Annotated in this window: 23 protein-coding genes; 10 read left to right on the top strand and 13 right to left on the bottom strand. The window is 60.7% G+C overall.

All coding sequences use genetic code 11. From position 1 onward, the window contains the following. Positions 1–293: 293 nt before the first annotated feature. A complete protein-coding gene (locus C3F38_RS01140; RefSeq protein ID WP_057523569.1) occupies positions 294–1,211 on the top strand; it encodes a DMT family transporter in 918 nt (305 codons plus the stop codon). Here C3F38_RS01140 and C3F38_RS01135 read toward each other — a convergent pair. The 9 genes from C3F38_RS01135 to C3F38_RS01095 all read right to left on the bottom strand — a co-directional run bounded on the left by C3F38_RS01135 (position 1,208) and on the right by C3F38_RS01095 (position 10,229). Beyond that, on the bottom strand, positions 1,208–2,701 hold the full coding sequence (locus tag C3F38_RS01135; RefSeq protein WP_055316798.1) for a PLP-dependent aminotransferase family protein: 1,494 nt from the start codon (positions 2,699–2,701) through the stop codon (positions 1,208–1,210). The genes C3F38_RS01140 and C3F38_RS01135 overlap by 4 nt on opposite strands. Before the next feature lie 79 nt (positions 2,702–2,780). Then, positions 2,781–3,404 carry a LuxR family transcriptional regulator gene (locus tag C3F38_RS01130; protein ID WP_038871492.1) on the bottom strand — a complete coding sequence of 208 codons (624 nt, stop codon included), beginning with the start codon at positions 3,402–3,404 and terminating at the stop codon, positions 2,781–2,783. A 108-nt stretch (positions 3,405–3,512) separates the two neighbouring features. Then, positions 3,513–4,052: a fimbrial protein gene (locus C3F38_RS01125; RefSeq protein WP_038871490.1), complete on the bottom strand. Its 540-nt coding sequence runs from the start codon at positions 4,050–4,052 to the stop codon at positions 3,513–3,515. 17 nt (positions 4,053–4,069) lie between these two features. Then, positions 4,070–5,074 carry a fimbrial protein gene (locus C3F38_RS01120; protein ID WP_055315447.1) on the bottom strand — a complete coding sequence of 335 codons (1,005 nt, stop codon included), beginning with the start codon at positions 5,072–5,074 and terminating at the stop codon, positions 4,070–4,072. 14 nt (positions 5,075–5,088) lie between these two features. Then, the gene (locus tag C3F38_RS01115; protein WP_047729654.1) at positions 5,089–5,700 is read right to left on the bottom strand and encodes a fimbrial protein; all 612 of its coding nucleotides are present in this window, start codon (positions 5,698–5,700) and stop codon (positions 5,089–5,091) included. Between the two features lie 11 nt (positions 5,701–5,711). Then, positions 5,712–6,458, bottom strand: coding sequence for a molecular chaperone (locus tag C3F38_RS01110; protein WP_047729655.1), 747 nt, complete (start codon positions 6,456–6,458; stop codon positions 5,712–5,714). 24 nt (positions 6,459–6,482) lie between these two features. Then, positions 6,483–8,984, bottom strand: coding sequence for a fimbria/pilus outer membrane usher protein (locus C3F38_RS01105; protein ID WP_158006782.1), 2,502 nt, complete (start codon positions 8,982–8,984; stop codon positions 6,483–6,485). Between the two features lie 71 nt (positions 8,985–9,055). After that, on the bottom strand, positions 9,056–9,607 hold the full coding sequence (locus tag C3F38_RS01100) for a fimbrial protein (RefSeq protein ID WP_048232107.1): 552 nt from the start codon (positions 9,605–9,607) through the stop codon (positions 9,056–9,058). A gap of 91 nt (positions 9,608–9,698) precedes the next feature. Beyond that, positions 9,699–10,229 (bottom strand): fimbrial protein, encoded by a 531-nt coding sequence (locus tag C3F38_RS01095; protein ID WP_038871472.1) that lies wholly within the window; start codon positions 10,227–10,229, stop codon positions 9,699–9,701. 757 nt (positions 10,230–10,986) lie between these two features. On the opposite strand from C3F38_RS01095, the gene C3F38_RS01090 reads away from it, so the two are divergent. The 5 genes from C3F38_RS01090 to fetB all read left to right on the top strand — a co-directional run bounded on the left by C3F38_RS01090 (position 10,987) and on the right by fetB (position 14,490). Next, a complete protein-coding gene (locus tag C3F38_RS01090) occupies positions 10,987–11,400 on the top strand; it encodes a hypothetical protein (RefSeq protein WP_038871468.1) in 414 nt (137 codons plus the stop codon). Positions 11,401–11,429: 29 nt separating this feature from the next. Then, the gene (locus tag C3F38_RS01085) at positions 11,430–12,536 is read left to right on the top strand and encodes an FKBP-type peptidyl-prolyl cis-trans isomerase N-terminal domain-containing protein (protein ID WP_170310512.1); all 1,107 of its coding nucleotides are present in this window, start codon (positions 11,430–11,432) and stop codon (positions 12,534–12,536) included. A gap of 38 nt (positions 12,537–12,574) precedes the next feature. Beyond that, on the top strand, positions 12,575–12,862 hold the full coding sequence (locus C3F38_RS01080; RefSeq protein WP_055316930.1) for a FaeA/PapI family transcriptional regulator: 288 nt from the start codon (positions 12,575–12,577) through the stop codon (positions 12,860–12,862). A 190-nt stretch (positions 12,863–13,052) separates the two neighbouring features. Then, on the top strand, positions 13,053–13,730 hold the full coding sequence (gene fetA, locus C3F38_RS01075) for an iron ABC transporter ATP-binding protein FetA (protein ID WP_047729658.1): 678 nt from the start codon (positions 13,053–13,055) through the stop codon (positions 13,728–13,730). Then, the gene (gene fetB, locus C3F38_RS01070) at positions 13,717–14,490 is read left to right on the top strand and encodes an iron export ABC transporter permease subunit FetB (protein ID WP_038871458.1); all 774 of its coding nucleotides are present in this window, start codon (positions 13,717–13,719) and stop codon (positions 14,488–14,490) included. Before fetA ends, fetB begins: the two co-directional genes overlap by 14 nt. Before the next feature lie 35 nt (positions 14,491–14,525). Here fetB and C3F38_RS01065 read toward each other — a convergent pair whose 3' ends face one another. Both C3F38_RS01065 and C3F38_RS01060 read right to left on the bottom strand, forming a co-directional pair. Further along, a complete protein-coding gene (locus tag C3F38_RS01065; protein ID WP_038871456.1) occupies positions 14,526–15,362 on the bottom strand; it encodes a TIM barrel protein in 837 nt (278 codons plus the stop codon). 32 nt (positions 15,363–15,394) lie between these two features. After that, positions 15,395–16,837 carry a sugar porter family MFS transporter gene (locus tag C3F38_RS01060; protein ID WP_047729659.1) on the bottom strand — a complete coding sequence of 481 codons (1,443 nt, stop codon included), beginning with the start codon at positions 16,835–16,837 and terminating at the stop codon, positions 15,395–15,397. Positions 16,838–17,393: 556 nt separating this feature from the next. Between C3F38_RS01060 and C3F38_RS01055 the strand changes: the two genes are divergently transcribed. The 4 genes from C3F38_RS01055 (at position 17,394) to C3F38_RS01040 (ending at position 20,594) form a co-directional block, all read left to right on the top strand. Beyond that, positions 17,394–18,899: a CoA-acylating methylmalonate-semialdehyde dehydrogenase gene (locus tag C3F38_RS01055; protein ID WP_055316932.1), complete on the top strand. Its 1,506-nt coding sequence runs from the start codon at positions 17,394–17,396 to the stop codon at positions 18,897–18,899. A 76-nt stretch (positions 18,900–18,975) separates the two neighbouring features. Next, on the top strand, positions 18,976–19,797 hold the full coding sequence (gene iolB, locus C3F38_RS01050; RefSeq protein WP_047729660.1) for a 5-deoxy-glucuronate isomerase: 822 nt from the start codon (positions 18,976–18,978) through the stop codon (positions 19,795–19,797). A gap of 174 nt (positions 19,798–19,971) precedes the next feature. After that, positions 19,972–20,241: a hypothetical protein gene (locus tag C3F38_RS01045; protein WP_038871448.1), complete on the top strand. Its 270-nt coding sequence runs from the start codon at positions 19,972–19,974 to the stop codon at positions 20,239–20,241. A 14-nt stretch (positions 20,242–20,255) separates the two neighbouring features. After that, positions 20,256–20,594 (top strand): type II toxin-antitoxin system RelE/ParE family toxin, encoded by a 339-nt coding sequence (locus C3F38_RS01040; RefSeq protein ID WP_038871444.1) that lies wholly within the window; start codon positions 20,256–20,258, stop codon positions 20,592–20,594. A gap of 41 nt (positions 20,595–20,635) precedes the next feature. On the opposite strand, the gene C3F38_RS01035 is transcribed toward C3F38_RS01040, so the two are convergent. Both C3F38_RS01035 and iolC read right to left on the bottom strand, forming a co-directional pair. Further along, positions 20,636–21,472 (bottom strand): MurR/RpiR family transcriptional regulator, encoded by an 837-nt coding sequence (locus C3F38_RS01035; protein ID WP_038871441.1) that lies wholly within the window; start codon positions 21,470–21,472, stop codon positions 20,636–20,638. Positions 21,473–21,675: 203 nt separating this feature from the next. Further along, the gene (gene iolC / locus C3F38_RS01030; protein WP_055316933.1) at positions 21,676–23,607 is read right to left on the bottom strand and encodes a 5-dehydro-2-deoxygluconokinase; all 1,932 of its coding nucleotides are present in this window, start codon (positions 23,605–23,607) and stop codon (positions 21,676–21,678) included. Positions 23,608–24,133: the final 526 nt, after the last annotated feature.

Below are 24,133 nucleotides of genomic sequence, written 5' to 3'. Positions count from 1 at the left end.
GCACCGCACCTTGTCCTGTTCTGCAAAAACGCATAAAAGTCCATGATACCCCGCAGGCAGAGCCGCCAAACGGCCAAGGACAGCCCGAAAAACGCCCTTCTTTGGCGTTAGCGGCGCGCTTTGCCAACCGGCACAGTGAAAATTTCGCTATCTGGACCTGTCTGTGAACCGCTTTATCTGAAAAATAGAGCCTAGCCCCGGCAAGCGACGCCGGGGAACGATGTTCTCTTTCACTATGACATCGCCTCGCGGGTTGCCGATTTCGGTATGCCTCAGGCGTGCGGAGCGTTCACATGACGGACAGTCAGTCTGAAAAAACTCTCGTTGTTCCCCCTGCACATCCCGCCGTCGGGCATTCGGCCCAGGGCTGGATGAACGGCTTCCTCGGTATGATGATCTTCAGCGGCTCGCTGCCCGCCACGCGAGTGGCGGTGCTGGAGCTCGATCCGCTGTTTCTGACGGCGGTCAGGGCGGCGATCGCCGCCTTGCTGGCCCTGTGTGCGCTGCTGATCACCCGGCAGGCGCGGCCGACGCGGGCCGATTTGCCGCCGCTGCTGTTTGTGGCGCTCGGCGTGGTCATCGGTTTTCCGCTGCTGACGGCGCTGGCGCTGCAGCACACCACCTCGGCGCATTCGCTGGTGTACATCGGCCTGCTGCCGCTGGCGACCGCCGGTTTTGGCGTTTTGCGCGGCGGAGAACGGCCCAAGCCCGCTTTTTGGGCTTTTTCAGGCGTCGGCGCCGTGCTGGTGGGCGCTTTCGCGTTGAGCCAGGGGAGCGGCGGTGCCTGGCAAGGGGATGCGCTGATGGTCGGGGCGGTGTTGCTGTGCGGCCTGGGTTATGCCGAAGGGGCGGTGCTGTCGCGCCGGATCGGCGGCTGGCAGGTGATCTCCTGGGCGCTGGTGGTGGCGTTGCCGTTGACGCTGGCGGCCACCTGGCTGGCGGCGCCGGCCGGTTGGCCTGCGATCAGCGGCGCCGCCTGGCTGTCGCTGGTTTACGTCTCGGTGTTCAGCATGTGGATTGGGTTTATTTTCTGGTATCGCGGCCTGGCGCAGGGCGGCATCGCCGCCGTCGGACAGTTGCAGCTGCTGCAGCCGTTCTTCGGCCTGGCGCTGGCGGGCTGGCTGCTGCATGAGACCGTCCAGCCGATGATGATCGCCGTGATGGCCGGCGTGCTGGTTTGCGTGTTCGGCGCCAAACGTTTTTCCCGCTAGGCGCCGCTGCCGGCGCAGGCCAGGATCACCTGTCCGAGCCGTTCCACCGCCTGTTGCACCTGGCGGTCGGCGTAACCGCCCAATCCCAGCACCAGACCCGGCTCACCGTGGCCGGGCGCATACATCGGCGACACCGCCCGCAGCGCCAATCCGGCTTCGTTGGCGCATTGGGCGACCCGCACGTCATCGAGATCTTTCCTCAGCCACAGCACCATGTGCATGCCCTGATCGCAGGGCTGCACGACCGCCAGCTCAGGGGGGATATGCGTGTTGATCGCCTCGATCAGCACCCGGCGTTTCTCGGCGTAGACGCCGCGCATTTTGCGGATATGCCGGTCGAGATACCCTTCGGCGATAAAGGCGGCCAGCACGTGTTGATCCGCGCTGGGCGGATGGCGATCCATCAGGATCCTGGCGCCGCAAAAGGCGTCGACCAGCGGCGGCGGCACGACGGCGTAACCCAGCCGCAGCGAAGGGAACAGCATCTTGCTGAAGGTGCCGAGATAGAGCGTCCGTTCGGGCGCCAGCCCCTGCAGCGAAGGGAACGGGTGACCGGCGTAGCGCATCTCGCTGTCGTAGTCGTCTTCCACGATCCAGGCCTGCCGCTCTTTGGCCCAGGCCAGCAGGGCGCTTCTTTTCGCCATGCTCATCGGCATGCCCAGCGGATATTGATGCGACGGCGTGACAAAGGCGGCGCGGGCGTCGGCGGCCAGACGCACGCCGGCGGCAACGTCGATGCCGTCGTCGGCGACGGGCACCCTAATCATGTGCCGATCGCGAAACAGGCTGTCGAAAATGGCGGTAATGCCGGCGTAGGCGGGATCTTCGACCCAGGCGCTGTCGCCGGCGTCCAGCAGGATCTGGGCGGCCAAATAGAGCCCTTGTTGCGTGCCGGAGGTGATGAGGATTTGCTGCGGCGTGCAGTTTACCGAGCGGGAACGGCGCACATAGTCGCAGATGGCTTCGCGCAGCGGCAACGCGCCCAGCGGATCGCCGTAGCCCGACGGGGCGCCGGGGCCGCGTGCCCGGACGCGGTTACCGAGCCGCCGCCAGACATCGTCGGGCGCGGTATCACCGATCGGCACCGAGACGGTGAACGGTACCGGCGGCAGCGCCCGTGCCTGGGCGGCGAAGCGCGCCAGATGCTGCGCCTGTGAAGAAAGCGGCACCGCTACCGCCGAGCTCGCCTGCACGTTGGCGTGCGGCGTGCGGCGCGGCGCCTGATAGTGAGCGACCCGGGTGCCGGAGCCGGGCTGCGGCTCGAGAAAGCCTTCCGCCGTTAGCTGAGCGAAGGCTTCCAATACCGTGCCGCGTGCCAGATGCAGCGCCGCTGATAGCCGTCGCGTCGAGGGCAGCAGATCGCCCGCTTTCAGATCGCCCCGATGGATGGCCTGGCGCAGGGCCTGCGCCAGCTGGTGGCTAAGCTGGCCCGCCAGGCGATCGAGCTCGCCGATGGCGGGGACGTCAACGACTTTGGCTATTCTGGGCATGTATTCCGGCTCGCTTTGCAGTGCGAAAATGAGTATTCAGAGTAAACCACTCTGGCGTCACTCGCGAGCCTGTTGTCGCTCAGCCAAGCCCCCGCTGATTCAGCAGCACCTTATTCAACTCACTGTTTTTGCGCACGTTCAGCTTGCGCATCGCCGAACGCTTGTGGGCGCTGATGGTTTTCTGGCTGCGCTGCAGCAGGCCGGCGATGCTGCAGGCGGACATGCCGCTGCTCATCAATCCCAGCACCTTTTTCTCGCAGTGGCTGAGCGCGGCGATGCGGCAGGCCTGGCATTTCCACATGCCGGCGGCATGCACCGCCATCCACGGATGCTGGATGAATTTTTCCAACGCCATTTGCAGCTTGAGGCGGATGGCGTAGGCCGAATCGCCCCGATGGATGCTGAACAGCGGCGGCAGGTTTTTCACCTGTTGCTGGGTCGTGTCGTCGAGGATCAGCAGGGTCAGCTGCCGCTGGCGCGGGATGCCGTAGGGGCTCTGATAGCAGCAGGCGCAGCCCCAGCGCTCTTCCGGCGTGCGGAACACGATTTCGATGTTATCCAACGCCTGCAGCGCCAGCGGTGAGAATTGCGGATACCGGCGCTGGCATTCGTTCAGGGAGTGCAGATAGTCCTGCAGCAGCAGACGCAGCCCCTGCTGGTAGAAGTTATCGCTGTCGAACAGCGTGAAGCGAATATCTGGCATGGGTGGCTCCTTAAAAGGCCGCGGCACCGCGCCGGAGCGAACGGTGACGGCCAATCGCCGGCGTTCGCGCACCGGTCGTTTTCCTGATTTCCCTGGGGCGGTGCGGGCTTATTGGTACGCCAGCACAAAATTGGCGACGGACGTGAATTCGCCTTCGGTAATGCTTTGGTTCTGAATCGCACTCGGCCGTCCCTGCACATAGGCGGTGAAGTTCAGGCTGTTGGGGCCGTTTTGCAGCGCGACGGCGCTGGTGGCCTTATTCAGATCGATATCTGCACCCTGATGATCGAACAGGGCGATGGCGGCGCCGTTCGCCCCGTTGTTGATCGCCAGCTTGCCCGGCAGCTCTCCGTCTTCAGTGCCGCTGAAGGTCACGCTGACGGATTTGAACACCGTAGTCTTGCAGTCGGTCAGCTTGATGCTGAACGGCACCGGCGTGGTGTGGCCGTAGCGGTACAGGGTTTTGACGATCACCGTGCCCATCTCCACCAGTTGGTCGGCGGACTGCGGTTCGATATTGCACGGGCGGCTCACCACGGTGCCGTGGAACTGCACCGGCGCGCCGATAAGCTCGGTGTTCGCCGTCGCCGGCATGGCGGTAAACCACCAGGGCACGCAGCTCAGCAGCGCTAAAGCGCGTAGACGCATTTTCGTTCCTCCCTCGGTTACTGGAATGCCGCCACGATGGTGGCCGATGCGTTGAATTCCCCTTCGCCGATCTCTGCGCCGCCGTTGGCGAACGGTGCCGCCACCAGGTTCCAGGAGCCGCCGTTGCCGATATTCGGCACCGGGTAAAACTCATTCGGGATAACCAGCTGGCCGTTGTGCGTCAGCCGGATGCCGAGATCGTTCTTGTCGGTTTTGAACACCTCGTTGCTGAAGGCGGCCGCCGTGCCCGACACCGCCAGCTTGATGTTCAGCGTACCGTCCTCGAAGCTGCCGCCCTCGCACTGGAAGCGCACCGGAATGCTTTGCGGGTAGTTCGAGCCGTTGAGATCGCTGCCGCCGATCTCGCCGAACTCCACGTTGATCAGCTGGCCTTCGTTCACCACGCATTTATCCGGCACGTAGAGGATCGCGGACTGGATAAACACCTGCGCCATCGGATTGGGGCCGAAACCGCCGTCGGTCGAGCCGAGGCGACCGTACATCTCGATGATCTGCCGATCGTTAATCTCGACGCCGTTAATGATCTTTTTGCGCACCCGGAAGGTGATGCGGCCTTTGGAGCCGCTTTCGTAGTTGTTTACCTGCACATAGGGCGGCGAACAGCTGTGATTGGGATACTCGTTGGATTCGTTGTAAAAAGGCACCGTGACATAGGCCTTCTTGTTGCCGGCGATCCACACCTCGGCTTTTAAATCCAGAAAGTCATTCAGTTTTAAATAGCCGTTGCCGTAGTCGGAGGGGGGCAACGCCGAATCCGACTTGTAAAAGTGCGGGCTTCTGGGGATCGGCGTATCGCAGTAGGCCTTACCGGTATATTGACCACCTAACGAATAAGGGAACACTTTGGTAAACCCCACCTGGTTGGTGATGTTGCTTTGATTCAGATCGATATAGAACTGTTTCGGCCCGCCGTCCGGCGTGACGTAGCCGTTGGCCCAGGCGGCGGGGGCCGCCAGCGCGATCGCCAGCGGCAGGCAGAGTTTGGTCAGTTGAGTTTTCATCGCGTTCTCGAGCCTCACAGGTAAATCACCTGAATGTGCGCCACGGCGGCGAACCCGGCCGCCATCACCGCCCGCTGGGTGGACTCCACGCTGGCGCTGAACCACAGGGTGTTGCTGCCGGGTTGCAGAATGTAGGGGCGGCTGCGTTGATTCAGCTCCAGCGCCTGGCCTTGCTGGTCTTGCAGCCGCAGGCCGATGCCCTGCACGCCGCCGTTCAACTTCAGCAGCGACGGGTTGTCGACGTCGCTTTCGCCGAGAAACACCAGCGTCGCGGCCTGCTCTCCCTGCAGATAGAGGCGGCCGGCGTCGCCGTTGCGCGGGCCGGCCGGGTTATCCGCCAACGCGCGCGCACCCAGCAGGCAGTTGCGGAACGAGAGGCGAAAACGCACCGGCGCGCTGCGATCGCCGGCGTTGCGGAAGTCGCGTGCGCTGACGTCGCCCAGATCGACGGACTGATCCCGGCTGTCCGGCGTCAGGCTGCAGGGGGAGCTGAGCAGGCCGCCGTGAAAGCTGACGGTGCCGGTGGTGCCTTCGATCACGCCCAGCGGCGTTGCCGCCAGCGCGCTGCCGCCGCACAGCAGTGCGCCGAGCAGCAGCGGGCGCAGTCGATCGGTGAATTCAGCCATGCTGGACCTCCTTATTTTTTCTCGGGCACGGCGGTGCAAACGTTGCCGTTGCAGGCGAAGCGCAGTTCGGGGTGGCCGCCGTAGTCGTTGATGTAGGTGATGACGAAGCTGTTCATGCCCGTGTCGTGCAGCTTGAGGCTTTCGCTGGATTTCGGCTTCAGCATCAGCGGCTGAAAACCGCCGATCGCGCCGCCGCCCTGTTTTTGCGTCTGCCGCGTCATGCCGGTCAGGGTGATGTAAAACGGCGTCGGGTTGTCGACGGTGACGGCGCCGCCGCTTTTACGGAACACCAGCTTTTCCTGCCACACCTGCCCCTTGGGCGCGACGATGGCCTTCGGCCGGTAGAACAGCTTGATCTGCGTTTGCAGCGCCAGCTGCATCACGTTGGTTTTGGTGCTTTTCGGCGGAATTTCGCGCAGGTTGAAGTAGAACACCGACTCGCGATCCTGCGGCAGGCGATCCGCCTCCGGCGTCTTGGTGATGCGCACTACGCTGCGTTCGCTCGGCTCCACGCGCTGCAACGGCGGCAACACCACCAGCGGCGAGGTGATTTTCTGGTGCTGCTCGTTCTCCAGCCAGGACTGCGCCAGGAATGGCAGCTCTTTGTTTTCGTTGACGATATTCAGGCTGATCGATTTGGCGTCGCTCACATAGACGGCGCGCGTGCGATCCAGCGATATCGCCGCGTCGGCGGTGGGCAGTACGGCGCTCAGGGCCAGGCCGGCGGCGGTCAGTAGCGTTATCGGGTGTTTGTTCATGTCATTATTTCTCAGCGTTACGGATTACAGGGTGGCGCACGGCAGCAGCAGCTGGTCCAGCGGCTTGGCGGCGCCCGGGATCACGATGCGGCAGCGGCGTTGGCCTTCCCAGGCGACGTCCAGCTTTTCCTCCGGCTGCACGCCGGTCAGGTAGACCGAACCGCCGTCGTTGACCACCGCGACCTCGCGGCCTTTCTCGCTCAGCACTGCGGCGCCGAACGGCGGTTCGCTGCCGTCCGCGAGGCGAATGGTGGCCAGCAGCTTGCTGCCTTTCACCACCTCGAAGTGGCGGTAGCCGATCGCGCCTTCGGTCAGCGTGCCTTGCACCACGGCGCGAGTGGCCTCGACGTCGTCCGCCAGCTTGTTGACGTCGATGCGGGTGTCGGTGTTGTAGTAGCTGGTGATGTCGGAAATCACCGCCAGCCCGAAACGGTTGCTGTAGGCGCGGCCGTTGTTGATCGGCACGCCGGCGATGCCGTCGGTGTCGAGCATCATGCGGCTGCCGCCGTTGCTCGAGTTCTGGTGCGCCGCGATACCGTGCCGGGTAGCGGTGAGGCCGCCGCGGAACGAGCCGCCGATCGACGAGTAGCTGTCCTGCTGGTAAGAGGCGCTGGCGTTCAGCGAGCCGAATGAAGCGTTATGGGTGTAGTACCCGCGTGCCAGCGATTTGCCGGACTGATTAAAGCCGCCGCTGACCTGCCAGGTATTGTCCGGATCGCTGTAGTCGTTGTACGACGCGGTCTGCGTGACATCGCCATTGTTGGTTTGCAGCGCATAACCGACGCGCCGGCGATCGCCGATCGGCACGGTGAAGTTGAGCATCACGCTGTCGTCGGTGCGGCCCTGGTAATAGGTGCGGTAAGCCGACAGCGAGGCGGTGATGTTGCTGATATCGCCGACGCTGAACAGCTTGCTGGCTGACAGCCCGTAACGATCCTGAGTTCGCGCATCCCAATAGGTCTGGTGCGAGTAGGTCAGGTAGGCGGTGATCGCCTTGGCGCTGTCTTCCGCCATAAAGGTTTTGCTGGCGGTGATGGTGTACAGCTCTTTCTGACGGCCGTTGTAATTCTTGTCGTAATCGCCGTAACGCTCCTGCAGGTACTGCGACATGTTCATGAACTTGCGCTGCGAGAAGCGGTAGCCGGCGAAGGTGATCTGGCTGTTCAGCTCGTCGAAGCGTTTGGCGTAGTTGAGCTTGAACGACATGCCGCTGGCGGTCGGTTCGCCGGGCAGGCGGGCGATCGACTGGGTGACGTCCAGCGACATGGCGCCGAACACGTTCAGATCGCGGCCGAGGCCGAGCGCCCAGGCGTTATAGTCGCCGCCGAGCAGCGTGCCGCCGTACAGCGACCAGGCGTTGCTCAGGCCCCAGGAGAAATCGCTGGCGGAAAACAGCGGCCCCTGGGTGCGGTGGTCGTAGGCCGAGGTTTTGCCCAGCGCCACGTTGTAGCGCACGTAGCCCGGTCGGGTCAGGTACGGAATGGTGGCGGTATCCACCTGGAAGGTCGAGACGGTGCCGTCTTGCTCTTCCACCTTGACGTCCAGCTTACCGCGCACCGAGCTGTTGAGATCCTGAATGGCGAACGGCCCGGCGGGCACGGTGGTTTCGTACAGCGTGCGGCCTTCCTGCGAGACGGTGATCTTGGCGTTGCTCTTGGCGATGCCGCGCACTTCCGGCGCGTAGCCCTGCAGGTTGGGCGGCAGCATGCGCTCGTCGCTGGCCAGGTTGAGGCCGGTGAAGCGATAGGCGTCGAACACCCCGGAGTCGAGGTAGATCTCGCCCAGCGTCAGCTTGGCGGCCTGCATCGGCAGCGCGCGATAGGCGTAGATCTGGTTCCAGTCGAAACCGGTGCTGCGATCGCCGGCCTGCTGATTGTAATTGGCCTGGTAGTCTGCGCGCAGGCGCCAGGCGCCCATATTGGCGCCCAGCGTGCCGTAGCTGCTTAGGTTCTGGGCGGTGTTGTTGTTGTGGTTCTGCTTGCCTAACTGGCCGCTCAGGTTGTAGTCCAGCAGCAGGCCGGGGATGCCGTCGTCCCACTGCTCGGGCGGCGTCCAGTCGGGATCGGAGTATTTCATCCACGCCTGCGGGATGGTGATCGCCAGCACGCCGCCGCCGATGCGATCGGAGACGGTCGCGCCTTTGATGCCGCGAATGTCGGCGCACTGGTTGTCGTGCCACAGGGTGACTTTTTTGGCCGCTTCTTCTTTCAGCGCCATTTTTTCCACCAGGTCAGGCGGCAGGCACACCTGGCTGCCGCTTTTGTTATCCGGCGACGGGAAATACTGAATGCTGCGCTGGGGCAGCGTTTTCTGGTTGATCTTGATGTCCAGCAAATAAGCGCCGGGCATGACGTAATCAGCATCGGAGAAACGCGAAAGATCCACTTTGCTGCGCTCGCCGATGTCCAGCACGTCGGTATTGAACTCCGTGGCGGAAAATGCCGGACGCACCCAGAGGAAAGATAGAATGACGAGGAGAGGTAGGTGTTTCCGTGTCAGTAATGACGTCATAGCATAATCACTCATGGCAAGTCCGCGCCCAATAGCAGGTCATCCGTACGACCTGAATACGTAATGCTGTGCAGCGCCCGCCGGCGCTAGAGATAAGACAGGGTGAATTTGGCCAGAGAGCTGAAGCCGCCCGCCCGCGCCTTGTCGGGATGCAGGCGCAACTGCGCGCCGAAGCGCAGCGTGTTGTCGCCGGCGACAATCTGGTAATCCGCCGTCGTGCTGCCGAGCGGGATCGGGGTGCCGGCATCGGTCAACAGCTCGATAGCCACCCCCTTCGCCTCGCCGTAAACGCCCAGCAGAGAAGGATCCCGGCTGTCGGCGGTGCCGTCGAACGTGACGTTGGCCGCGCGATAGATGAAGTCAGGCTTCACCTGGCTGGCCAGCTCGCAGTTCACCAGTTTGATCGTGAAATGGCGGCGGCTGCCGATCAGCACCGACTGCCCGTCCTGCGAGGCGTCGCTCATGGAGATCAGCCCGAAATCGACGGTTTGATCCAGGCTGTCGCTGGCGATGCCGCACGGCGTTTCGACGATGGTGCCGCCCAGGCTGACTTTGCCGTGGCCCTGATTTTTCGCTGCCGCCACCGCGTTGCCAACGCTGAGCGCGATGAGCAACAGGCCGCAAAGGCGGATAGTCATACTGGCGTCTCCCTGTCTTTCCCTGTTCCCTTGCCGGTATCCTCGGCATGCAATAAAGCGGGGGATGCCCTGAGACATCCCCTGTGGGGTATTACAGGTAAGCCAGGGTGAAGTTCGCCACGCTGGTGAAGTCTCCCGGTACCACGGTGCTTGAGGCGCTGCTGCCCTGCAGGTAAGCGGCGAATTTCAGCGAGTTGTCGCCGTCGTTCAGGCCCTGGCCGTCGGTCGCGGTGCCCAGTTCCACTTCTTTGGAGTGCAGGTTGTCGTAGATCACGATGCCGGCGCCGGTTGCGGTGCCGCTCAGAGCCAGCAGTTTGCTGTTGATCGGATCAGGCGTGCCGGTAAAGGTCACTTTGACGTTTTTCATGGTGGAGATGGAGCAATCTTTCAGTTCGATGTTGAAAGGTTGCATGCTGGATTTACCCTGGTTGGCCAGGATGCGGCTGCTGATCTGGCCCATCGGCACGGTCTGATCAACGGATTCCGGCGCGACGCTGCATGGCGCATCGATAATTTCGCCGGTAAAGGTGACTTTACCGCTGCCCTGATTAGATGCGGCATGAGCAACAGATGCGGAAGCGAAAGCAATCACGGTTGCCAGCATTAATTTATTCAGTTTCATTTCTCAGGTTCCTGTAGAGAGTTTTTAAATAAAAAGAACAGCACATCTAAATCCCCCGCGGCGGCGGCAACGCCATGTCGCCGGCCGTGCGGTTGGAGCCAGATCCTTTTGCTCTGGGCAATACGCCAACATCCGTTATTTATGAGAAATAACGAGATTTGGAAAATCGACAATGGATTTTCTGGTAAATAAAATACGAGTTTTATGTGTGGCGTGTTGCTGGGAATATTCTTGCAAATAATAGTATTGCTTGGGAATAGATTTTATTAAATTAAGTCAAATTCAGAATATAAAACCAAAAGGAAAAAGAAATATATTTGCTTTAAAATCAATAGATCGTATACAAATATTATCCAGTATAAATCACTATATAAATAACGATATGCGAGATATTAGATCGGGGGAAATAGGGGTGCACCTACAATTCACAATATTGTTTTGCTAATATCGCCCTTAGGCAGCAGATGATGCATTTCTCTTTAGAAACAAAATATAAAACATAATTAATTGTTTTTATTGTTGTTTCATGGTTTTTTGTTCACGGTTGATTGGGTTTCTTATTCGCGTTTAACCCGCGTTTAGATCTAATTAATTAACAATTGAATAACAATTACACCGGTAGTGAATTATTCTATCGCATTGCGGTATAGGGATTTTTCGCTGTCTAACCCCTTTTGATTAATCAAATTAAGGCATGTGCCGCTGCCGTTCGCCACATAATGATGACCTAAGTGACAATTAAAGGATTATAAACGGAATGATAACGATGATTAATGCTTGCGGCGGACGCCGCAAGGTGGGATTGGCTATATTTTTGCTGTCTTTTATGGTGCTGTCTGGCTGTGCGGACGGTAGCAAGACAAAACTGAATTCTGTGAAAAAACTTTCACAGAACAATCCTAATGATAAATCCGATGAACAACGCATCGCGCTTTGCCAACAACGGGTTAATTCGTTAAAGAATATTAATCCGCAAAGTTACCAAAAGCGTATTGCCTATTTTAACGGCCTGCTTTCCAACGCCTCGGGATATGCCGGGGTGCGCGGCAACGTGGATGAGAGTACCCGTAAAGCGATTGATGCTCTTTATCAATATAAAACCGAGAAATTCTGCGCCGACGTCGAGCATGAGCTGATGTCCGATCTGTCCAGCCGGGTTGAGAATCTGTAGCCATGAAGCGATGCGCGCAAGGATGGGCGATGGGCTTTTTGCTGTTGGCGGCGAACGGGGCCGCTTGCGCCGCCGACGACGGCATTCCCGCCCTGTTGAAGTTCGCTGAACAACGGCAGGCGCCGCCGGCCGCGCTCGGGGAAGACACCGCGCGTAAACCGGTGCCCGCACCGGCCGCCAAATCGGCTGCCATCGCCGGGGCAGACGGCGTTCGTTTAACTTCTCTGAAGCAGTCTTTGCAACAGCAGGCGGAGAAAATCCGTCAGTTGGAGCGGCAGTTAGCGGCGGCTCAGGCCGCGGCGGCGCCGAAACGGGAGCGGGCCGTCGTCGATATTCGGCCGCTGGCCGATGCCCTGAAGGGATTGCGGCAAGCCGTTGCGCCAGTGCCTGAGGTGGGCGCATTGGCCGCTTCGCTAACGCAGGCCGAACAGCGCAGCGCAAGGTTGGCGGCGCAGTTGGCGCAGCAGCAGCAGCGGATCGACACTTTGCTGGCCGAGCGGCAGCAGGCCACCGAACCGCCCTTGCTGGCCAGCGAGGCGGACAAACAGGCGTATGCCGCCGGCGTGTCTCTGGGGCGCGACATTGTGCATTTGCAGCAGGAGAACCGGCACGCGGGGCTGGAGGCGGACAGCCGGCTGTTGCTGGCCGGCATCGCCGATACCCTGGCCGGGCGGTTGCGGCTGGATGAGGCCGCCATCGACAGCGCGTTGCGCACGGCGCAGCAGCGGTTGCAGCAGACGCAGGCACCACCGCCACCGCTGGACGACAAAGCCTATCTGGCCGATTTCGCCCGTCAGGAGGGCGTCAAGCAGGATGCGCTCGGTTTCTACTACCGGGTGGACTATGCCGGCAATGGGGCGATTGGCGCCGACGATCGGGTGGATATCGTGGTGCGCGAAAGCCTGGTCGACGGCCGGGTGGTCAAAGATATGGAGTTGGCAGGGACGGTGATCTCGCAGCCGTTGACGCGCTATCCGCCGCTGTTTCGCGCCGCTATCGAGAAGCTGCAGCGCCACGGCTCGATCACGCTGGTGGTGCCGCCGGCGCTGGCGTACGGCAAGCAGGGCAGCCCACCGGCAATCCCCCCGGACGCCACCATGATTTATACCCTGCGCATCGCTGACGTGCAGCCGTGAACGGGGGAGCTCAGCAGTAACCACTCAGGAGGAATGCTATGGCCAAGGTGCCGAAAACGTTTGAAAGTAGAAAATCGCTGATGCTGAATGTGTTGCAAGGATTGTGCAGAGAGCGTGTCGAAGGGTCAGGGGGCCACCATCCCCCGCCGGAGCAGTGGCCGAAGACGCGCGAGCTGGCGGATAAATGCGGCGAAAACATTTATACCACCCGAACCCTGCTGCTGGCGCTGGAAAAGGAGGGCAAGGTCCACTGCACCCACCGCAGCATCAACAATTCTCTACGCTGGTACAGCTGCGACGAACAGGCAGCGATAAAAAAAGAGTGATTCGACCCTGGCGGTCGCTTTTGACTATCTCTACAGCTAATCATTAAATAATCTTATCATTTGGCGGGGCGTTTTGCTCCGCCAATCCTCCTCTCCGCTCTCTGCCATCCGCGCAGGCATTGCTAAGATGTTTTTTGCGGCCATATACTTATCGCTCAGACGGGAACAGGTGTAGGGAGCTGGCATCGTAATGAAGGAAAAGAAAGACATACTGAGATTGGATGATATTCATTATCAAATAGACAACCAGGTGATCCTGGACTCCGTCTCTTTCACGCTGGGTGAAGGCGAGTTTAAACTGATCACCGGGCCTTCCGGCTGCGGGAAAAGCACGCTGCTGAAAATCATCTCTTCCTTAATGGATCCGACCCGCGGGAGCCTCTATTTCGACGGCCAGGCGATCGCCGAGATGTCGCCGGAGGCGTATCGCAAGCAGGTTTCTTACTGCTTCCAGACGCCGGCGCTGTTCGGCAATACGGTTTACGACAATCTGGCGCTGCCCTACCAGATCCGTCAACAGTCGCCGGATGAACGAAAAATGAAGGCCGATCTAACGCGTTTCGGCCTGCCGGAGGCGATGCTGACCAAAAGCATCAACGAGCTGTCCGGTGGAGAGAAGCAGCGCGTGTCCCTGATCCGCAACCTGCAGTTTATGCCCCGGGTGCTGTTGCTCGATGAGATCACCAGCGCGCTGGACGAGGAAAACAAACGCAACGTCAATGAGATAGTGCATCAGCTGGTGGCGGAGCACCGGCTGGCGGTGCTGTGGGTGACGCACGATACCGAAGAGATAGCGCATGCGGATGAGGTGATCACCCTGCGCGCGCACGGCGCCGAGCAACAGGAGCAACAGCATGAATCAGCATAACATCACCAACGAATCCTTAGGCTTGTCGATGATCCTGGTGGTGGTCGCCATCCTGATCAGCCACCGGGAAAAGCTGGCGCTGGAAAAGGACATTATCTGGAGCATCTGCCGCGCGGTGGTGCAGCTGATCATCGTCGGCTACGTGCTGAAGTATATTTTCGACCTGGATAACGCGCTGCTTACCGTATTGATGGTGCTGTTCATCTGCTTTAACGCGGCCTACAACGCCAAGAAACGCAGCAAGTACGTCGAACACGCGTTCGTGACGTCGTTTATCGCCATCACCACCGGCGCGGTGCTGACGCTGGCGGTGCTGGTCTTGACCGGCTCCATCGAATTTACGCCGATGCAGGTGATCCCCATCTCCGGGATGATCGCCGGTAACGCCATGGTGGCGGTGGGGCTGTGCTACACCAACCTCGGCCAGCGTTTCAAAAGCGAACAGCAGAAGATTCAGGAGATGCTCAGCCTGGGGGCGACGCCCAAGTTCGCTTCGGCGGCGCTGATCCGCGACAGCATCCGCGCTTCGCTGATCCCGACCGTGGACTCGGCGAAAACCGTTGGGCTGGTTAGCCTGCCGGGCATGATGTCCGGGCTGATCTTCGCCGGCATCGACCCGGTGAAAGCGATCAAATATCAGATTATGGTGACCTTCATGCTGCTTTCCACCGCCAGCCTGTCGACCATCATCGCCTGCTATATGGCCTACCGTAAGTTTTACAACGAGCGCCACCAGCTGGTGGTCGGCAACCTGAAGTAACGCCATGAAAAACGGCCTCCGCGGAGGCCGTTTTTTTACCCTTGCAGTAGGGCGATGCTGTGGCGGATTTCCCGTTCGATATCCGCCTCGCTCCAGCTGTCCAGCTGCGAAGAGAAGGGCTCGAAGGCATAGACGCCGGTGTAGCCCAGGCGTTCCAGGTTCTGTACCTGACGGCGGCTCTCCAGCCGATCGCCTGCGCTCAGCATAATGCGCTCTTCGTCGCTCAGCGCGCCTTTATCCCGCCCGTCTTCCACGCCGGACAGATGCACCAGGCCGATCTGCGTCACCTGGATTTGCGCATCGAAGTCGGCCTGCGTCACATCGCTCAGGTAGTGGTGGAAAGTATCGAGCACGATGCGGTACGGCGCGCCCGAATCGCGGATGAGCGCCTGGGTCAGCAGCGACGATCGCAGCGAACTGATGCTGAAGCCCAGCGGCTCGACGTACCCCTGCACGCCATAGCGCGCAAACAGCGGCGCCAGCAACCGCAACGCCGCGAGGGTGTCGTCGCGTTTTTGCTGCTCGCTGCGCTTGTCATCGGCGCTGCAGTGTGGGCACAGCACCAGCGCCCGGCTGTGGATGGCCTGCGCCTGCGCCAGCAACGCTTCGGCGCGCTGCAGCAGCGCCGCCGGGTCGTCTACCCGATTGAACATGCCGAGGGCGTTGATCGTGACAATCTCGATGCCGTATTGCGCGGCGAGCGCGTTGAGCTGCGCGTCGCTCAGATCGTCAGTTACCTTGCCGCTGGGCATGTCGTTGCGCAGCTCAATTTTGCTGAGCCCGCAGCGTTTCACCAGGCGGAAAAAACTGTCCAGATCGAGATTCGGCGCGATCTTGCGGTTAATGCAGAAGCGGTCCAGCGCAAGTGTCATGAGGCATTACTCCAGCGGTCAGAGTTGAGAGATCAGGATTTGCCGTTTTCCAGCGGCAGCGGCTTGCCGTCGGGCAGGGGGTGACGGTGGCGTTTGGCCAGCACCACCTGCTCCATTTTTTCCAGCGAGACGCCTTTGGTTTCCGGAATGTAGCGGCCGATGAACCAGTAGCTGAACAGGCAGCAGGCGGCGAAGATCCACATCGGGAAGGCGCCGTGGAAATGCGAGAACAGATACGGGTGGTCGTTGATCATCGGGAACGACTGCGATACCGCGAAGTTGGCGACCCACATGCAGCCGACGGCAATGCTCATCCCCTGCGCGCGCATGCGGTTCGGGAAGATTTCCGACACCAGCACCCAGGCGCCGACGCCCCAGGACAGCGCATAAAACACCATGAAGAACAGCATGCCGAACAGCGCGAAATAGCCGGTGGCCTGGGTGTAGAGCGCGTACGAGGTGAACAGCAGGCCGGCGATGGCGCCCAGCGTGCCATAACGCATCAAGGGAATGCGACCCATGCGATCCATCAGCATGGCGCCGATGACCGAACCGACCAGCTGCAGCACGCCGATCCAGATGGTTTGGAACAGCGCTTCCTGCGCGTTTTCGGTCACGGTTTTCAGCACCACCGGCGCGTAATACATCATTACGTTGACGCCGGTCACCTGCTGCAACATGGCGATCATGCAGCCGACGAACAGGATGAAACGTACCCGCACATCGCCGTAGTTCAGCTTCCGGTGCTGCTGCTGTTGATCCTGATGCAGCGAGTCTTTGATTTCTTTCAGCAGATTTTGCGCGTGGGCGGCGTTGGAGACCTTGGTCAACATCGCCAGCGCCTGATCGTCGCGCCCCATCATTACGTTCCAGCGCGGGGATTCAGGAATGACGAATACCAGGATGCAGAACAGAATGCAGGGGATCACGCCCGAGGCGAACATCCAGCGCCAGCCCATTTCCACCAGCCAGGCTTCGCTGGCGAGGCTGGCGATTTTGAAGTTGACGTAGAAAATCACGATCTGACCGAAGACGATGGCGAACTGCTGCATGCTGAGCGCGCGCCCGCGCATGTCTTTCGGCGACACTTCCGACATGTACATCGGCGACACGGTGGCGGCAATGCCGACCGCCAGCCCGCCGATGATGCGGTAGATGACGAACCAGGTGAAGGTCGGGGCCAAGGCCGCGCCGACGGCGGACACGGTGAACAGCAGCGCCGCCAGCATCAGCGCCTTTTTACGGCCCCAGCGCGCCGCCAGCGGCCCGGCGGCGAAGGCGCCGACCACGCAGCCGATCACTACGTTGGAGACCGCCCAACCGGTTTCGGCCGGGCTGAGACTGAAATAGGTTTTCAATGCTTCGATCGCGCCGGAGATCACGGCGGTATCGTAGCCGAACAGAATGCCGCCCAGGGCGGCGATGCCGCAAATTCGCAATATGTAGCCGGTATTGTGCTTACGCTGATATGACATGTGTTGCTCCGATTTTTATCCTGGCTTCCGTCCGCACGGTTGGGGTGTCGGGAAGAGGGCGAGCGGAAGGGTGTGAACCGTGCCTGTCATCAAGGCGATGTCGTCGATAAATGCTGGAACAAACAAGAACATTTATTTCATAATTAGTGAATAATGGAATATTGATTTTTAGATCCAGTTCAAAAAAAACCGTCGCGAGCGATTCGGGCACCTTGGGCGAACGGGGGCTGGCGGTAACAACGACAGGGCAGGCACAGCGTGGGTTTTCTGTAGCAAAGTCAGTGTGCATTACCCCGGGTTTCTTCTCCGCCGTTGCGCTTTCCCTGGCACGGTAATGAAAGCGCCAACCGGATCGACACCGCAAAATTGCGACCTCACGCACTAAAAATAAATTTTCCAAAACAATTTATTTGAAACTTTTTTTTCAATGAAATAGAGTTTGCTGTATCCGGTCAGGATTTAGCCGGCTTGCCGACGGGGTTTGGCGAGCGGGACGATTAACGCCGCGCCGCCGGCGAATGGCCAGGCGACAGCGGACTTGAAAAGAGGGCGTGACATGAAAACCGTGGGTAACTTTATTGGCGGGCAGGTGTGCCTGAGCAGCAGTAATCAAACCGTTGACGTGCACAACCCGGCCAGCGGGCAGGTTGAGCGGCACGTCACGCAGAGCACCGCCGCCGAAGTCAAACAGGCCATCGACGTGGCCCATCAGGCATTTGCCGACTGGTCGTGCACCACGCCGCTGCGCCGCGCGCGCATCATGTTCAATTTCAAGGCGCTGTTGGAACAGCACCGCGACGAGCTGGCCGAGCTTATCGTCAGCGAGCACGGCAAAGTGTACTCGGATGCGCTGGGCGAACTGACGCGCGGCATGGAAGTGGTCGAATTCGCCTGCGGCATCCCGCATCTGCTCAAGGGCGAGTATTCGCCGGACGTCGGCAGCGGCGTCGACAGCTTCTCGCTGATGCAGCCGCTGGGCGTGGTGGCGGGCATTACCCCGTTCAACTTCCCGGCGATGGTGCCGATGTGGATGTTCCCTATCGCGCTGGCCTGCGGCAACACCTTCATCCTCAAGCCGCCGGCGCTGGTGCCTTCCGCCTCGGTGCGCCTGGCGGAACTGCTGAAAGAAGCCGGCCTGCCGGACGGCGTGTTCAACGTGGTGCACTGCGCCAATGAAGACGCGGCGCAGCTGTGCACCGATCCGCGCATTCAGGCGGTGAGTTTCGTTGGCTCCTCCACCGTGGCGGAACATATCTACACCACCGCCAGCGCGCACGGCAAGCGGGTGCAGGCCTTCGGCGCGGCGAAGAATCAGGCGATCGTCATGCCGGACGCCGATCTGGACGCCACGGTCAACGCGCTGATGGGCGGCGCGTTCGGCTCTGCCGGCGAGCGCTGCATGGCGTTGCCGATCGCCGTGGTGGTCGGTGACGATACCGCCGACAAACTGATCGCCAAATTGAAGCCACTGATCGCGCAGCTGCGCGTCGGGCCGGGCTTGCAGCAGGGCGGCGAAGAGAATGAAATGGGGCCGCTGGTGTCGTCCGCCCACCAGAAGAAGGTGCTGGGCTATATCGATCTGGGCGTGGAAGAAGGCGCCACCCTGGTGGCCGACGGCCGCAATTATCAGGTGCCGGGCTATCCTGAAGGCTACTACGTCGGCGGCACGCTGTTCGACCATGTGAAACCGAATATGCGCATCTACCGCGAAGAGATCTTCGGGCCGGTGCTGGGCATCGTGCGGGTGCCGGACTACCGTACCGCCATCGACACGGTGAACGGCCATGAGTTCGGCAACGGCAGCGCCATCTTTACCGGCAGCGGCCACTACGCGCGCCAGTTCGTACAAGAAGTGCAGGCCGGGATGGTCGGCGTCAACGTGCCGGTACCGGTGCCGATGGCGTTCCACAGCTTCGGCGGCTGGAAGCGCTCGGTGTTCGGTGCGCTGAACGTGCACGGCACCGACGGGGTGCGCTTCTACACGCGCATGAAGACCGCCACCGCGCGCTGGCCGGCCGGGCAGCAGACGGTGTCCGAATTCAGCATGCCGACGCTGGGTTAAGCGCTGTCATATTCAGGCCAGGCCGTTGCTCCTTCGGGCAGCGGCCTTTGCACGAATCATTAACAGGAGAATCGAGATGTCTTCACTGCTTGCCAAATGTCAGACGCCGAACGCCGAAGGGCGCATCCAGCATGTGACGCCGGAAAATGCCGGTTGGCGCTATGTCGGCTTTGACGTTTATCGCCTGGGCGCCGGGCAGTCGCTGCAGCTTGAGTGCGGCGATAAGGAGCTGTGCCTGGTGCTGGTGGCCGGTATCGCCTCCGTCGCCACGCTGCGCGCCGAGTACCCGCATATCGGCAAGCGCATGAGCCCGTTCGAGCGCACGCCGCCTTACGCGGTGTATGTGCCGCATCACGATCGCATCGACGTGCGGGCAGAGACCGATCTGGAGCTGGCGGTGTGCAGCGCGCCCGGCAGCGGCCACCTGCCTTCACGGCTGATCACGCCGGCGGATATCGGCGTGGAGCGGCGCGGCAAGGGGCGCAACCAGCGGTTGGTGCACAACATTCTGCCGGACAGCGAGCCGGCCGACAGTCTGCTGGTGGTGGAGGTTTACACCGACGAGGGCAACACCAGCTCCTACCCGAGCCACAAGCACGATCAAGAAGACTCGCCGGACGAAACCTATCTGGAAGAGACGTACTATCACCGCATTCAGCCGGAGCAAGGGTTCTGCATGCAGCGCGTCTATACCGACGACCGCACGCTCGACGAGTGCATGCCGGTCTACAATCGCGATGTGGTGAAAGTGCCGCGCGGTTATCACCCGGTGGCGACCCTGGCGGGCTACGACAACTATTATCTCAACGTGATGGCCGGGCCGGTGCGGCAGTGGAAATTCACCTGGGAAAAAGACCACGCCTGGATTAACGGCGACGCCTATCCCGCCGCGCAATAAGCGCTTGAGGCCCGGCTTGCCGGGCTTTCTCTATATTAGGGTATAAATTTGCCCTAAATTTGCCCTCCCTCTTGCTCAAATGATAACCTGTCCGCATGCGATTGCTCCCCGACTGAGTGAATCCAAAGAACCGCTGTGATACAGCGTGATTGCCTATGCGCAGGAGGAAAAACCATGACGACTACCATGTCCCAAAAAGCGGCGCGCGAAGGATTAGGTTCGCCCGATCTGTTTGAAGGCGGGGTTTACGTCACAAAAAATGGTGTTGCTGAGCTGTTTGTGCAAACGGCGGCTGAGAGAGAGGCCGAAATTCGGGAACGCAATCTGGAGCGCCAGTCCAACGCGTTGCTGAAACTGACTATGATGGCGAAGCAAGAGATTAAAAATCATCGCGGTCTGTCGCCCGAAGAAACGTTGCAGCGGCTGCGCGACGCGCGGAAATAGGCCCGAGGTGCAGGATGCCCCAGGAAATACGTTTTACCGTCGCGCCGGCGGCGGAATGGAGCCTGAAAGACATCGAGTCTTACAAGAGTGGAACGATAGGGGCCGCCGCCGCCGGGGTGTTCGTGGATAATCTGTTGTTATCGTCTCTTGCGGCAATCGCGGACGATCCTGCCCGCTATCGCTTCAACGCCGTGCTGGCGGGCATGGGGGTACGGTTGCACGAGCGATTGGATCCCGACAGCGAATATCGCGTCATTTATGACTACGACGGCCAGACGGTGGAGATTCTGCTTTTCATCAGCATGAAGCAAGATCTGGAAAGCGCGCTCTACCGTTATTTGTTGCTGCAATAATCCCGCCGCGCCCGAGCCTGCCGGGCGCGTTCACCCCAGCCTTACTCGTCCCGGGCGTTATTCAGCGCCAGCGAGACCGCCAGCGTCTGCGCCAGGCACATCGAAGCCACCTGCGAGCGGAACCCATCCACCTGCGCTTCGCGCACCACGAAACAGACGTCGCTGAAGGCGGCCAGCGGGCTGACCTGGCTGTCGGTGATGGCGATCTGTTGCGCGCCGCGCTTGGCGCCCAATTCCACCAGTTCCACCGCCTCGCGGGCGTACGGCGAATAGCTGATGGCGATCACCACGTCCTTCGGTTTCACCATGCTCAGCTGTTCGGTGAACATGCCGCCCAGGCCGTCGATCAGAAACGCGCGGCGCTCCAGATGGCGCAGCGCGTAGGTGAGGTAAGAGGCGACGCTGAACGAGCGGCGCAGGCCAATCACGTAGATGTTTTCGGCGTTGTTGAGCAACTCGACGGCGCGTTCCAGCTGCTCGGGGGCGATCTGCATCGCCAGCTGCTGCAGCGCCTGCGCGTTGACCATGGTGAACACGTTGAGGATTTCCGCCGGTTTCTCCGGCGCGACGTTGTCGTCGGTGGAGGTTTGGCGGAACAGGCGTGCGCGCTCGGTATAGTTCGCCGTCTCTTCCATCAGATGCTGACGGAACACCTGCTTCATTTCGTTGAAGCCGCTGAAGCCGAAGGCGTTGGCGAAACGGATCAGCGTGGAGGGCGGCACGCTGGCCTGTGCGGCGATGGAGGCAACGGTATCGAAAGCGATGCTGTTACTGTTATCCAAAATGTAGCGCGCCACCTGCTTCAAACGCTTGCTCAGCGTTTCATAACGGTGGCGGATCTCGTCCTGTAACAGCGAAAGTTGAGTTGGGTTGTTCATCCATTCGGCTCGCAGTGGGGTGAAGGCGCATTGGCCTGACGCCTGAAATATTGACAGGGTATTTTAACAGACGGAGCGGAAATTTCATTTCCTCAAAAAGCGATTTATTCGATCGCACATTGCGCGACTTCACAGAAAAGGGGCAAAAAAATCCCCTTAAAGCGGCGAAATGGCCTTAAGGGGTCGTAAACTCGCGCTCGCTGTCAGTGCGCGCCGCCCACCTGCGGACGGTACTGGCGCCAGAAACCGATCAGCGTCAGGTATTTTTGTTTCACCTGCTCGATCAGGGCGGCGTCGTCGATTTCATCCTGCAGCCAGCGGCGCGAAGGCTGGCCGAAGATGGTGCGGCCGACGGCGAAACCTTTCACCCAGCGCGCATCCGCAGCGGCGGCAAAGCCCGCCTTCAGCACCGCTTCCGGGGAGTCGAGCCCCAGGATCAGCACGCCGCGGCAGAAGGGATCGTAGGTGTCGATCAGCGCGCCGACCCGCCGCCAGTTTTCCGCGCTCAGCGGCGGCAGTTTCCACCAGTCCGGCTGAATGCCCAACCGGTAGAAGTGTTCAATCATCTCCAGATAATGGCGTTCGTCCTTGTCGGGGTTGTTGTCCGGCAGGATCACCTCCAGCAGCAGCTCGTGGCCGGATTTGCAGCAGCCGCGGTAGACGTCGGCGATCAGTTCATCCTGCTCGCGGCGCAGTTCCGCCGCGTCGTGCGGGTGATAAAATACCAGGCACTTCACCACGTGCTCCTGCGGCCAGTCGATCAATTGTGAGCCGATATTGCCGTGCTCCAGGCGCAGCGGGCGCGAGCTGGGCAGCTCCACCGGCCGGCCGATCCACCATCCCTGGCCGGTGATCTCGTTCAACGCCGCCTGCCCGTAGGTGGTGTCGGCCAGAATGCCGCTGTTGCCGTTGAGGCTGGCCTGCGCGGCAGCCTGTTGCGCCGCCGTTAACAGCAGGGTTTTCAGGCGCGGAATGCGTTCCTCGCCGACGCCGGCTTCGCGCGCCATGTCCGCCAGCTGCTTGCGGTGATCGAAAGCAAACACGCACAGCTCTGGCCATTGCTGCTTGCGGGTGGTCACCCGGTGCAGGTGGTTCAGACGTGCGTCGCGGTCCGGGCGCGTGACCTGCCGTTCGCGCAGCAGGTAGTCGTCCAGCTCCCGTTTGGTCGGCATGGCCGGCGCGCAGCCGTGGCGCGACACCACCAATGCGCCGCAGGCGTTGGCGTAGCGGCAGGCCTGATCCCAGCCCTCATCGTTCAGGTAGCCGCGCAGCAGGCCGGACATAAAGGCGTCGCCGGCCCCCAACACGTTCAGCACCTCAACCCGCACGCCGGCGTGCAGCTTCACCTGCGCCCAGTCGTCGGCGATTTCGCCTTCGAACACCGAGCAACCCTGCGCGCCGCGCTTGCACACCAGCGTGGCCGCCGTGGCCCGCCGCACGTTTTTTAGCGCCGTCAGCGTGTCGGTGCTGCCGCCGGCGATGTGAAACTCCTCTTCGGTGCCGACGATCAGATCGAAATGGTGCAGCACCTCCTGTAGCTCGCGCGTGACCTGGTCCGATTCCACAAAGCGGGTTTCGCCGTCGCCCAGCGACGTCAGCCCCCACAGCACCGGGCGGTAATCGATGTCCAGGGCGGTGCGCAGGCCGTGGCGGCGCGCGTATTCCAGCGCCTTCAGCACCGCGGCGCGGGTGTTCGGGTGCGACAGGTGTGTGCCGGTGATGGCCAGCGCGCGCGAGGAGGCGATGTAGGCCTCGTCGATGTCGTCCGGCGTCAGCGCCATGTCCGCGCAGTTTTCGCGGTAGAAGATCAGCGGGAAGGTTTCCTGATCCTTGATGCCGAGGATCACCAGGCCGGTTAATCGTTGCTTGTCGGTGATGAGGCAGCGGGTATCGGCCCCGACGCGCTGCAGCTCTTCACGCAGAAAGCGGCCCATGTGCTCGTCGCCGACGCGCGCCAGCATGCCGGATTTTAACCCCTGAATGGCGGTGCCGTAGGCCACGTTGCCGGAGGAGCCGCCGAGGTACTTGGCGAATGTGCCGGCGTCTTCCAGCCGCGCGCCGATCTGCTGAGCATAGAAATCGACGGCGATGCGCCCGAGACAAATGACATCAAGCTGTTTTTCTTGTGTAGCCATACCCGTTTCCTTCTGTTTAAGCAAAACTCCGGCGGCGGCCCGAGCGTGGCGCCCTGCAGGAAGCATGGGAATAGTATGGGGAATGAAAATTTCAATTTCAATATAAAATGAAATTTACACCCCAAAAATGTGATGCATTTAAAACATCGGTAAGGGGATGGAAAAGGCGGTGAAACGGCCACGGAAGGGCGGCCAGGCGCGCGCTGAAAAGGAGTGCGAGGACAGGATAAAAGGCTGTCATCCTGAGTGCTGACGGTGGTCACCCGCCATTGCGTGGCGCGAAGTCAGCGAAGGCTGAAGCACGAGATGAAACGGGCTTTTCATGCAATATGCGATCTTTATCGCAAAATGAAATGTTTCTTCTGTAATGTGATTTTATGAAAAATATATTTGTTTATAATCGCTTCACGTTTCAGGTTGTCGACTTCGTGAGCAGCGGGCATCGCCTGCTCAAGATAATAGCTGCCGCCGCGTAACACAAACACGGGATTGTCGGCTCGGCGCGAGCCCTTTCCGGGGCGGCCCT

This window comes from Serratia sp. SSNIH1, from assembly GCF_002935055.1.
GTDB classification, from domain to species: Bacteria; Pseudomonadota; Gammaproteobacteria; order Enterobacterales; family Enterobacteriaceae; genus Serratia; species Serratia nevei.
Note: the sequence above shows the minus strand (reverse complement) of the source record. Positions and strands in the feature narration are given on the sequence as shown.